This window comes from Actinospica acidithermotolerans, from assembly GCF_018139625.1.
Lineage (GTDB): Bacteria > Actinomycetota > Actinomycetes > Streptomycetales > Catenulisporaceae > Actinospica > Actinospica acidithermotolerans.
On sequence record NZ_JAGSOH010000184.1, the window covers coordinates 1 to 10,097 of the forward strand.

Below are 10,097 nucleotides of genomic sequence, written 5' to 3' on the forward strand. Positions count from 1 at the left end.
GGCCTCGATGTGGCGGCGGGGGAGCTGGTCGCGGTGATGGGCCCGAGCGGCTCCGGCAAGACGACGCTGCTCTCGCTGGTCGGCGGCCTGGACTCGCCGACCGCGGGGGAGGTGGTCGTCGAGGGGGTGCGGCTCGACGAGCTGTCCAGGCGGCAGCTGGCCAGGCTGCGCCGCACCCGGATCGGCTACGTCTTCCAGGACTACAACCTCATACCGGCCCTCACGGCCGCGGAGAACGTCGCGCTGCCGCTGGAGCTGGACGGGGTGCGGGCCGGCCGGGCCAGGAAGCTGGCCGAGGCCGCGCTCGCCGAGGTCGGCGTCGAGCACCTGGCTCCGCGGTTCCCGGACGAGATGTCCGGCGGCCAGCGCCAGCGCACGGCCATCGCCAGGGCCCTGATCGGCGACCGGCGCCTGGTGCTCGCGGACGAGCCGACCGGCGCGCTGGACTCGCAGACCTCTGAGGCGGTGCTCAAGGTCCTGCGGCAGCGCTGCGACGCGGGCGCGGCCGGCATCCTGGTCACGCACGAGCCGCGCTACGCCGCGTACGCGGACCGCACGATCTTCCTGCGGGACGGGCGAATCGTGGACAGCACCGGAGCGCCCACCTCGGCCGTCATCGCCAGCAGCACGGACTCCGCGGCGGGTGCCCGATGAGCGCCTTCGGGTGGGGGACGTCGTGGCGAGCGGCGCTGCGTATCTCACGGCGCGAGGTGCTGCGGCACAAGGCTCGCAATGCCCTGATCGTCGCGATGCTCGGTCTGCCGGTGTTCGGCGTGACCGCGCTCGACACGATCCTGACCAGCACCCAGGATCTGACTGCGCAGGAACGGGTGACGCGGGCCGTCGGCGGGACCGATGCGTTCATCGACACGACGGAGGGCATGCCGATCTACCAGTCGGCGGACGTCAACGCGGATTCCATTCAGGTCGACCTGACGCAGAACCCGCCGACGCTGACCTCTGCCCAACTCGCCTCCGACAAGGCGATCCGGGCCGTGCTGCCGCACGCCACCCTGCTCGCCGAAGACGTCTCCAGCAGCGTCATCATGCACGGTTCGACCGCCAGCGCGACCAGCGAGTACTACCGGCTCGATGTCTCCGACAGCGCACTGAACGGCGCCATCGACCTTTCCGCGGGCCGTCGCCCGACCACCGCGTCGGAGGTCGACCTGAGCCCGGTGGCCGCCGCCGACCTGGGCGTGAAGGTCGGCGACAGGGTCACCCTCGACGCCTCGTCGGCGCGCGACGGGAAGTCGGCGACGTTCACCGTCGTCGGCCTGATGCGGCAGCCGTCGCAGATGAACGCGGACGCGGTCTACGCGCTGCCGGGCGCTCCGGCGGTCACCGGCGAGGGCCGCGCGGGCTGGTTCGTGAAGAACAGCGGCGGGGTGACCTGGAGCGAGGTCGAGCAGCTCAACAAGAGCGGGTTCCGCGTCATCTCCCGCGACGTCGCGCTCGATCCGCCTGCCGCGTCGCAGATCCCCTCCGGCACGCCGAGTTACCTGTTCGCCGAGGGATACGGGACCCTGGGCATCGCGGGCTACCGCTTCGTCCTCGGCGGCAGCGACGCGAGTGTCGCGATCACGGCGATGGTCGCCGGCATCGCACTGCTCGAAGTCGTCCTGCTCGCCGGACCGGCCTTCGCGGTTTCCGCACGCCGACGGGAGCGCGAATACGCGATGCTCGGCGCGGTCGGCGCGAGCGACGTCCAGATCCGCCGGATCGTACTCGCGGACGGCTTGGTGCTCGGCGCGATCGCCGGAGTGGTCGGCGCCGCGCTCGGCTTCGCCACCGGCGCCGCCGCGCTGGCCTTCATCGCGCGCCACACCTCGCAGCTGCCGGGGGCCGTGCACGTGAGCGTCGTCAGCGTGGCCGTGGTCGCACTGCTGGCGATCGTGCTCGGCATGTGCGCGGCGCTCGCACCGGCCATCTCTGTGGCACGGCGCGACATCGTCGGTGCTCTCAACGGCCGCAGAGGCGCCGTCACCCGCCGCGTGCGCGTCGGCCGCGTGGTGCTCGGCGCCGCCCTGATCTGCGTCGGGCTCGTCACAGAGTACTTCGTCGCCGGCAGCTCGCTCGGCTTCGGCGCGGTCGACGTCGTCGCCGGTATCGCCCTGGTGGAGATCGGCGGGATCCTGTGCACCCCGGCCGTGATCGCCCTCGCGGCCCGCTGGGGCGGGATCCTGCCGCTCAGCCCGCGCCTGGCGCTGCGCGACGGAGCCCGCAACAGCTCACGCACGACGCCCGCGGTCGCGGCGATGTTCGCGGCCGTCGCCGGGGCCGTGGCCGCAGGGGTCTGGCTGGAGAGCGGCCTGGCACAGGAACGCGCGAACTACCAGCCGTCGCTGCTCGGCAACCAGGTCGCGATCGTCGGCGTCGCCGATGCGAAGCAGGCCGCCGAGATCACCGCGAAGCTGCGCGGCATCCTGCCGGTGACCGGCACCATGCTGACCGGCTCCGTGGGCGCGAGCGGCGCTCCGGACAGCTGGCAGGTCGCCTTCGAGGCGCCGGGCGACGACTTCGGCTGCCCCGAGGCGACGAACAACGCCATCACGACAGTCTGCGGAAACGCGTCGTACGGCGGCGGGACCGTGCAGAACGCGATCGGCGGACCGGCGGAGTTCCGTGAGATCACCGGCTTCGACGACGCGCGGGCCGACGCCGTGCTCGATCAGGGCGGCGTGGTGCTGTTCACGCAGGGGATCGTGCAGAACGGGAAGACGACGGTCGTCGTCCCGGCCGACGGCAAGCTCATCAAGAAGACGGAGCGGCTGACCGTGCCCGCCGTCTACATCCCGGTGCACGACTTCCCGAGCCCCGGCTACCTCCTCTCGGCCAAGGCCGCGCGGTCGCTCGGCATCGCCGACGGCACCAAGACGCTGCTGCTCGACCTGAGCAGCCACGCCACCACCGCGCAGCAGGCCACCGCGGACCAGGTGATCGCCGGCTTCGGCGTCCACAGCGGACTGACCGTGGAGGACGGGCTGCGGAGCGAGTACGGGCTGGCGAACGTCGTGGTGCTGCTCATCGCCGTGTTCGTCGCGTTCGCCGCCGGCGGGATCGCCACCGGCCTCGCACTCGCGGACGGGCAGGCGGATCAGGACACGCTCGTCGCGGTCGGCGGCAGCCCGTGGACGCGGCGCCGGCTGGCCGGCAGCACGGCGCTCGTGGTGACCGGGCTCGGCGTGCTGATCGGCGTCCCGATCGGCCTCCTGATCGCCGCGGGCCTGATCAGAGTCAGCAATCTGGCACGGCTCGATCCGAACGACGTGCTGAGCATCGACGGCGCGCAGCGCGTGTTCACGGTGCCGTGGCTCGATCTCGGCGCCGTGGCCCTCGCCGTGCCGCTGCTCACCGCCCTCGGCGCGGCCCTGCTCAGCCGCTCGCGGGCGCACGGTTCCGGCCGAACAGTCGGCTGAGTTGTTCTCCGATCACGGCAGGTGAGTAAAATTGCTGAGGTGATTCGTCGTGGCCTCGAATTCTCCGCCGTCCCCGGCTTCGAGCCGACACTTCTCGACCTCTACACGCCGGACGGGGTGACCCGGCCCCCGCTCGTCGTCTGGATCCACGGCGGCGGCTTCCACGGCGGGGACCGGGTCGGTCTGCCGGGCACGCTCGCGCCCGGCTCGGTCTTCGGCGCGCTGACGGCCGCCGGGATCGCCTGCGCGTCCATCGACTACCGGCTCGCGCCCGCCGCGCATCCCGCTGACCAGGAGAAGGACGTGCGCTCCGCGCTGCGGTTCCTGCGCGAGCGCGCGGAACGCTACGGGTACGACGCGGACCGGACCGGCGTCTGGGGCGAGTCGGCGGGCGGCCTGCTCGCGCTGCTCGCCGGGCTGACCGTGCCGCAGGTGAAGGCCGTCGTCGCCTGGTACCCGGTAACGGACCTCGCGGAGTTCCTACCCGCCGATCCCGCGGAGCTGGAACGGCACTCCCAGCTCTACGGTGTGCCACTGAAGGATGCGCGCGAACTCGCGGCCGCGGCCAGCCCCGTCACGCACGTGACCCCGGCCGCGCCGCCGGTCCTGCTCGTGCACGGCGACGAGGACGGGGAGGTACCGGTCGCGCAGAGCCTGCGGCTGCACGAGCTGCTGCTCGGCGTCGGCGCGGACTCGACCATGCGGATCGTGCCCGGCGCCGACCACTGCTTCCAGCGCTACCCCGACGTCTCCGGCCTGATCAAGGAGTCGGTGGACTACCTGGGGTCGCGTCTCGTCCGATAGCGCGCTGCCGGCCGTGCTGTGGCGATCCTCGCGCCGGCAAGCGCGAGGATCGGCCATCAAGGAGTCGGTGGACTACCTGGGGTCGCGGCTCGTCCGATAGCGCGCTGCCGGCCGTGCTGTGTCGATCCTCGCGCCGGCAAGCGCGAGGATCGGCCTTGCCGCCGGTTTCAGCGCTGCGGGACCGCGCAGCCGTCCGGTCCGCAGACGTCGCCGCTCACGCCGATGTCGTCCGGGCCGAGGCCCGGCACGCTCGGCAGCTTGAGCGGCTGCGGGCGGGTGGCCCACGCCTCCTCCAGCGCCTGCTTGAAGACGTCGGCCGGCTGCCCGCCGGACACGCCGTAGCGCCGGTCCAGCACGAAGAACGGCACGCCGTTGGCGCCGAGCTCCTGCGCCTCGCGCTCGTCCTGCCGCACCTCCGTCGCGTACGCCTCGGGGTCGTCGTACACGGCGGCGGCGTCGTCCTTGTCGAGACCGGCCTCGACGGCCAGTTCGAGGACGCGCGCGCGGTCGAACACCGAGCGCTCCTCGGCGAAGTTCGCCTTGAAGGTCAGGTCGATCAGCTCGTTCTGCACGCCCTTGGTCTTGGCGAAGTGCAGCAGCCGGTGGATGGCGAAGGTGCTGCCGTGGTCGCGGCCCTCGGCGATGTAGCCGAGCCCCTCGGAGCGCGCGTTGTCCGCAACCCGCTGCTCGGCCTGCCTCGCCTGCGCCTCGCTCATGCCGTACTTCCGCGCGAGCATCGGGATGACCTGCGTCGTGTCGCCTTCGGCGCGGTTCGGGTCGAGCTCGTAGGAGCGGAAGACGACCTCGACCTCGTCCTTGTGCTCGAAGCCGGCCAGCCCCTGCTCGAAGCGGGCCTTGCCGATGTAGCACCACGGACAGGCCACATCGCTCCAGATCTCGACGCGCATTCTCCGGCTCCCACCGACCACTAGACGACTCTTCACCCGCAACAGCGGAAGCCGGGCGGCGGTTTATTCCGCCGTTGCCGCCGGCGTCCGCACCGAGCCCTCGATGATGGCGATCGCCTCGTCGATCGAGGCGGCGGCGAACTCCGGCTCCGGGTCGCCGGGGGCGCGCACGACCTCGTGCGGCAGCCAGATCGTGCGCAGGCCCGCGGCGATCCCGCCCTCGACGTCCTTGTCCAGCATGTCGCCGACCATCCAGCCGCGCGGCCCGAGCTCGACGCCGATCAGGCCGGCCGCGTGCTCGAATATCCGGCGGTCCGGCTTCCGGACGCCGGCCGACTGGGAGTCGATCACGACGTCCACGTAGTCGCGCAGGCCGACCTGGTCGATCTTGCCGTGCTGAACGCGCGTCATCCCGTTGGTGACGATGCCGAGCAGCAAGCCGGCCGCGCGCAGCCGGACCAGGCCGTCGGTCACGCTCGGCGCGATGGTGAACTTCGCCGAATACGAGGTGGCCAGCTTCTCGAAGAGCTGGTCGACGGGGACGTCGATCCCGTACCACTCGTCCACGTGCTCGGCGAACTCCCGCCAGGTCTCGACCTCGCGCACCCGCTGGGACACGACGCGTGCCGCCGCCTGCTCCTCGTCGCCGTCGCCTATTCCGTACTCGGCGACGAAGTCGAGCGCCCACGCGTGCAGCGCGGCGCGGGTGTCCACCAGGGTGTCGTCGAGGTCGAAGAAGGCGAAATTCATGCGTTCATACTACGGGGCCAGCCGCGTGAAGACCTTGATGCGGCGGCGCACCCGGAAGCCCGCGCGCTCGTAGACGCCGAGCGCCCCGCTCGGATTGTCCGCGTAGACGCTGAGCGACGCGCTGTCGAAGCCCTTCGCGGCCGCCGCCTCGAGCGCGGCGTCGATCAGGGCGCCGGCCAGGCCGCGTCCCCGGTACTCGCGGCGGGTGCCGATGTAGTTGAGGTACAGGTCGAGGCGGCCGGTCGCCGCCGTCTCCGACTCGTAGCAGCGGGACAGGACGTAGCCGGCGAGGGTGCCCGTCTTCGTGTCGCGCAGGCCGAAGGACAGATCGGCGCGGAAGCTTGACGTGGCGATCCCCATGACGTGCGGCCAGGATTCGGCGGTCTGGAAGGTCGAGCCCGGGTGGTCCGGCACGAACGCGAGGTTGTGCGTCTCGCGGAACTCCTCGGAGAGGGCGTCCTCGAAGTTCAGCAGGGTGAACCCGTCCGGGATCCCGGTCTTGCGCGGCTCGCGGCCGGCGAACGGCAGCTCCATCGCGAACTCGTACCGGTTCGTCGTGAACCCGCACGCTTCGAGGAGTGCCGTGTCACCCGCCAGCGCGGCGTCCACGCCGGTCCGCAGCTCGCATCGCGCGCCCGGGAAGAGCCGCTCGGTGATCCGCGCACCGGCTCCGAGCGCACGGTCGACGACCTCCGTGCCGAGGCCGCGCCGCCGGAATTCCGGGCGGACCCTGCCCCAGAAGAACATGCCGTGCACCGGATCCGCCGCCGTCCGCGAGTACACCATCCCGGCGGCCACCAGACGGCCGCCGGCGAAGGCCCCGAAGGCGCCGTCCCGCGCGTCGATCATGGGGCTGTCCAGCTCCTCGGCGATCTCCTCGGCGCTGGAGTGGTCGTCGATCCTGTCGACGGCCTCGCACGCGTCGGCGAGTTCGGCCAGCGCGGCCGCGTCGCCGCTCGTCAGAGTCCGCCAGACGGTATCCATGGGCCGCATGCTACGTCCGGGGTCCGGCGGCATGCACCCGATTTTGCCTTCAGGGGGTTTACTCCCCGCAACCGAATGGGCGATGTTCTTTCGTATGCCCACCACCAACATGAGATCGCGCAGGCAATCCCTGCGCGGCGTTTTGCTCGGCGCCGCGCTCGTGGCCGGACTGGCGGTGACGGCCGGACCCGCCACCGCGGCGGCCGCGCCCCGCGCAGGGGCCGCGCGGCACGCCGCCGTCGTCCAGGCGCACACCGGCAGCGGCTCCGGAACCTCCGCCGACTACGTCGAGAACGGATATCAGAACCCGGTCACCGCCTTCGAGCCGGTCTCCCGTCCGGCCACGCGCAGCTGCACGGTGACCGCGATGCAGCACGACTTCGCCAACTCCTACGGCGCCGACTACACCGGCACCCTGACCCCGCCGAGCGCCTGCTCCGGCCCGTGGAGCAAGGTCGTGCTGGACTGGTACGGCAGCGTCGCGGGCGTGCAGTACGACCGCCTGGCCGGCGTCTGGATCGGCGGCGCCGAGGTCTTCCGCACCAGCACGCCCGAGCCGGACGCCGCGGGCATCTCGTGGCACGTGGACGCGGACCTGAGCAAGTACATCCCGCTGCTGGAGAAGGCCCAGCCGATCGACGTGAGTCTCGGCAACGTTGTCAACAGTACGTATACGGGTATTTATCACATGACGTTGAAGATTACCTACTACACGGCTGACCGGCAGTATCCGGCCGCGCACGTCGCCGACGAGGTGCTGCCGCTGAGCAACACCGACAGCGACGGCGCCTCGGACTGGTGGGACCTGTCGAAGGGGCAGACCGCCAGCCTCACCGAGACGTTCCCGAGGAACCTCACCGGCGTCGGCATCGAGGTCTACGCGCGCGGCAACGGCTGCGAGGAGTTCTGGTACAGCAACGTGCCGGACAGCGACTCGGCCGACATCGCGAACGGCTACTGCGGCGGCGGGACGTACCGCGAGGTCGGCGTCGAGATCGACGGCGAGCTGGCCGGGATCGCGCAGGTCTACCCCGTGATCTACAGTGGTGGGATCAATCCACTGATGTGGCGGCCGATCATGAGCGTCGACTCGCTGCGCACCGAGCCGTACACGATGAACCTGACCCCGTTCGCCGGCGTGCTCTCGGACGGAAAACAGCACACGGTCACGCTCGTGCCGCCCGCCGACATCAGCGACGTGTGGATGCTCGACGCGACGATGTTCCTCACCACCGACGCGCACGCGGCCCAAACCGGCGGCGCCGTCACCTCCGACACGATCTCCGCCGCGCCGAACCTGGCCACGAGCATCACCAGCCCGGTCAGCGGCACGAACGTCATCACGGCGAACGCGGGCCGCGACTGGAGCGTCTCAGGCTACGTCGACACCAGCCACGGCCGGGTGACGACCACCGTCAGCCAGCACGCGACGTATCAGAACATCGACAAGATCTGGCAGGGCGGGGAGAACCAGACGGTCGACCAGAAGGACCAGGGCTACGACGTCGTGACCGTGAACGGCCTGTCGACGAAGTCCACCTGGAGCTACCCGATCAGCATGAACGCGAGCTACGTGCCCGACACGACCGGCTCCGGCTTCCTGCTCACCGCGCAGGTCAGCCAGGCCCGCTTCACGACCACGGCGGTCGGCGTCGACGCCGGTCGCGGAGTGTGGCTGACCACCGGCTCCGTGGCCGACCAGGTCAACGCGAGCGGCGTCCTGCAGCGCGACGACTCCGGCGTCTCGATCCAGGCCGACGGCCAGGACTCGGAGGACTACCAGAGCCGGAGCCTCACCCAACCCTGCTACCACCACGTCATCACGGCCGACCACGGCCAGGTCACCTCCGACACGCGACCCGGATGCGACGACTCGCGATGACCGGGCGATAGCGGGCAGCGTCAACCTTTCCCGACGCGTCGGGAAAGGTTGACGCGTCGGGAATCTCCGACGTATCCTCGGGCCATGTCGACCGACGTGTTCGGCGCGCTGGCCAACCCGGTGCGCCGCCGACTGCTCGAGGGCCTGCGCGAGGGCCCGCGCTCCACCGGCGACCTGGCCGGGATGTTCGACCTCGGCCGGCCGGCCGTCTCCGAGCACCTCGCGGTGCTGCGCGGCGCGGGCCTGGTGCGCGAGGAGCCGCGCGGGCGGCACCGCTTCTACCACCTGGAGGCGGCGCCGCTCGCGGAGGTGGAGGACTGGCTGCACCCCTTCGAGCGGTACTGGAACCGGCGCCTGCGCGCGCTGTCCGACCTGCTGGACGAGGAGGATTCCCGATGACCCAGGATGTCCCCGGCGACGCGGATGCCGTCATCCGCTGCGACCGCTTCATCCCGCACCCGCCCGCGAAGGTGTGGGCCGCCCTCACCGAGCCGGACCGGCTGGCCCGCTGGTTCACCGAGGGCGACATCGCCCCCGTCGTCGGCCACCGCTTCCACCTCGACATGCAGCAGTGGGGCAGACAGCCCTGCGAGGTCACCGCGGTCGAGCCGGAGCGGCTGCTCGCCTACCGCTTCGCCGAGTCCACCCTCGACACCGTCATCACCTGGCGCCTCGCCCCCGAGGGCAAGGGCACCCGGTTGTTCCTGGAGCACGCCGGCTTCGACCTCGACTCCCCGCTCGGCAGGCAGGCGTTCCACGGCATGGGCGAGGGCTGGCCGCACCTGCTGAAGCACCTCGAGACCCGCCTCACCGACGAGAGCTGACGCGCCGTCCGCCGCGACGCGGTAGGTCGCTGGCACGCCCCCGTCCGCCGGGACTCGCTAAGTAAGTCGCCGGGACGCGCCGTCGGTCGGCACGCGGCAAGCCGTCGGCACGCGCCGTCCGCCGGGACTGCCTCAGTCGTCTAGGTCCTCGTCCTCGTCGTCCAGACGCGCGAGCCAGGTGGCCAGGCGCTCGACGGGGGTCTCGAACTCCGGGTTCAGGTCCACGAAGGTGCGCAACTGCTCGGCGAGCCATTCGAGCGTGACCTGCTCCTCGCCGCGCCGCTGCGCGAGTTCCTCGATGCCCCGGTCGGTGAAGTACATGCGCGGATGATATCCCGGCCGCCGCTGGTCCAGCTCGGGCACCCAGAGCAGTTCGGACACCTAGACCAGCTCGGGCACCTAGGGACTGTTCGTAGTTCAGATCTTTGATGCGGTTTGCTGGGCGAGTGGTCGTGGCTGGTAGAACTCGGGTGTGGCGCGTTTCGATGTGACCGATGCCGAGTGGGCGTTGATCGAGCCGTTCCTG

Annotated in this window: 10 protein-coding genes; 6 read left to right on the top strand and 4 right to left on the bottom strand. The window is 71.2% G+C overall.

All coding sequences use genetic code 11. The annotated features are described in order from the left end of the window. The 3 genes from KDK95_RS32605 to KDK95_RS32615 all read left to right on the top strand — a co-directional run. On the top strand, positions 1 to 654 hold a 654-nt coding region (locus tag KDK95_RS32605; RefSeq protein ID WP_212522212.1), incomplete at its 5' end, for an ABC transporter ATP-binding protein. Further along, positions 651 to 3,419 carry an ABC transporter permease gene (locus KDK95_RS32610; protein ID WP_212522213.1) on the top strand — a complete coding sequence of 923 codons (2,769 nt, stop codon included), beginning with the start codon at positions 651 to 653 and terminating at the stop codon, positions 3,417 to 3,419. The genes KDK95_RS32605 and KDK95_RS32610, both read left to right, overlap by 4 nt. A 39-nt stretch (positions 3,420 to 3,458) precedes the next feature. Then, positions 3,459 to 4,223: an alpha/beta hydrolase gene (locus KDK95_RS32615; RefSeq protein WP_212522214.1), complete on the top strand. Its 765-nt coding sequence runs from the start codon at positions 3,459 to 3,461 to the stop codon at positions 4,221 to 4,223. A 167-nt stretch (positions 4,224 to 4,390) separates the two neighbouring features. Here KDK95_RS32615 and KDK95_RS32620 read toward each other — a convergent pair whose 3' ends face one another. From KDK95_RS32620 to KDK95_RS32630, 3 genes are all read right to left on the bottom strand, one after another. Beyond that, the gene (locus KDK95_RS32620; RefSeq protein ID WP_212522215.1) at positions 4,391 to 5,131 is read right to left on the bottom strand and encodes a DsbA family oxidoreductase; all 741 of its coding nucleotides are present in this window, start codon (positions 5,129 to 5,131) and stop codon (positions 4,391 to 4,393) included. A gap of 63 nt (positions 5,132 to 5,194) precedes the next feature. Next, on the bottom strand, positions 5,195 to 5,881 hold the full coding sequence (locus KDK95_RS32625) for an HAD family hydrolase (protein WP_212522216.1): 687 nt from the start codon (positions 5,879 to 5,881) through the stop codon (positions 5,195 to 5,197). 9 nt (positions 5,882 to 5,890) lie between these two features. Then, a complete protein-coding gene (locus KDK95_RS32630; RefSeq protein ID WP_212522217.1) occupies positions 5,891 to 6,865 on the bottom strand; it encodes a GNAT family N-acetyltransferase in 975 nt (324 codons plus the stop codon). Positions 6,866 to 6,959: 94 nt separating this feature from the next. Between KDK95_RS32630 and KDK95_RS32635 the strand changes: the two genes are divergently transcribed. The 3 genes from KDK95_RS32635 to KDK95_RS32645 all read left to right on the top strand — a co-directional run bounded on the left by KDK95_RS32635 (position 6,960) and on the right by KDK95_RS32645 (position 9,571). Further along, complete coding sequence (locus tag KDK95_RS32635) at positions 6,960 to 8,747, top strand: peptide-N4-asparagine amidase (RefSeq protein ID WP_212522218.1); 1,788 nt, start codon at positions 6,960 to 6,962, stop codon at positions 8,745 to 8,747. Positions 8,748 to 8,831: 84 nt separating this feature from the next. Continuing rightward, the gene (locus tag KDK95_RS32640) at positions 8,832 to 9,146 is read left to right on the top strand and encodes an ArsR/SmtB family transcription factor (protein ID WP_212522219.1); all 315 of its coding nucleotides are present in this window, start codon (positions 8,832 to 8,834) and stop codon (positions 9,144 to 9,146) included. After that, positions 9,143 to 9,571: an SRPBCC family protein gene (locus tag KDK95_RS32645; protein WP_212522220.1), complete on the top strand. Its 429-nt coding sequence runs from the start codon at positions 9,143 to 9,145 to the stop codon at positions 9,569 to 9,571. The genes KDK95_RS32640 and KDK95_RS32645 overlap by 4 nt, the downstream gene beginning before the upstream one ends. Positions 9,572 to 9,703: 132 nt before the next feature. Here the strand turns inward: KDK95_RS32645 and KDK95_RS32650 are convergent, their stop codons facing one another. Continuing rightward, positions 9,704 to 9,892, bottom strand: a complete 189-nt coding sequence (locus tag KDK95_RS32650) for a DUF6104 family protein (RefSeq protein ID WP_212522221.1) — start codon at positions 9,890 to 9,892, stop codon at positions 9,704 to 9,706. Positions 9,893 to 10,097: the final 205 nt, after the last annotated feature.

Bases quoted from the DNA above. Each gene is read 5' to 3' on its own strand.
- KDK95_RS32640 (WP_212522219.1), top strand. From the start codon at position 8,832: ATGTCGACCGACGTGTTCGGCGCGCTGGCCAACCCGGTGCGCCGCCGA.
- KDK95_RS32650 (WP_212522221.1), bottom strand. From the start codon at position 9,892: ATGTACTTCACCGACCGGGGCATCGAGGAACTCGCGCAGCGGCGCGGC.
- KDK95_RS32645 (WP_212522220.1), top strand. From the start codon at position 9,143: ATGACCCAGGATGTCCCCGGCGACGCGGATGCCGTCATCCGCTGCGAC.
- KDK95_RS32610 (WP_212522213.1), top strand. From the start codon at position 651: ATGAGCGCCTTCGGGTGGGGGACGTCGTGGCGAGCGGCGCTGCGTATC.
- KDK95_RS32635 (WP_212522218.1), top strand. From the start codon at position 6,960: ATGCCCACCACCAACATGAGATCGCGCAGGCAATCCCTGCGCGGCGTT.
- KDK95_RS32625 (WP_212522216.1), bottom strand. From the start codon at position 5,881: ATGAATTTCGCCTTCTTCGACCTCGACGACACCCTGGTGGACACCCGC.
- KDK95_RS32630 (WP_212522217.1), bottom strand. From the start codon at position 6,865: ATGGATACCGTCTGGCGGACTCTGACGAGCGGCGACGCGGCCGCGCTG.
- KDK95_RS32620 (WP_212522215.1), bottom strand. From the start codon at position 5,131: ATGCGCGTCGAGATCTGGAGCGATGTGGCCTGTCCGTGGTGCTACATC.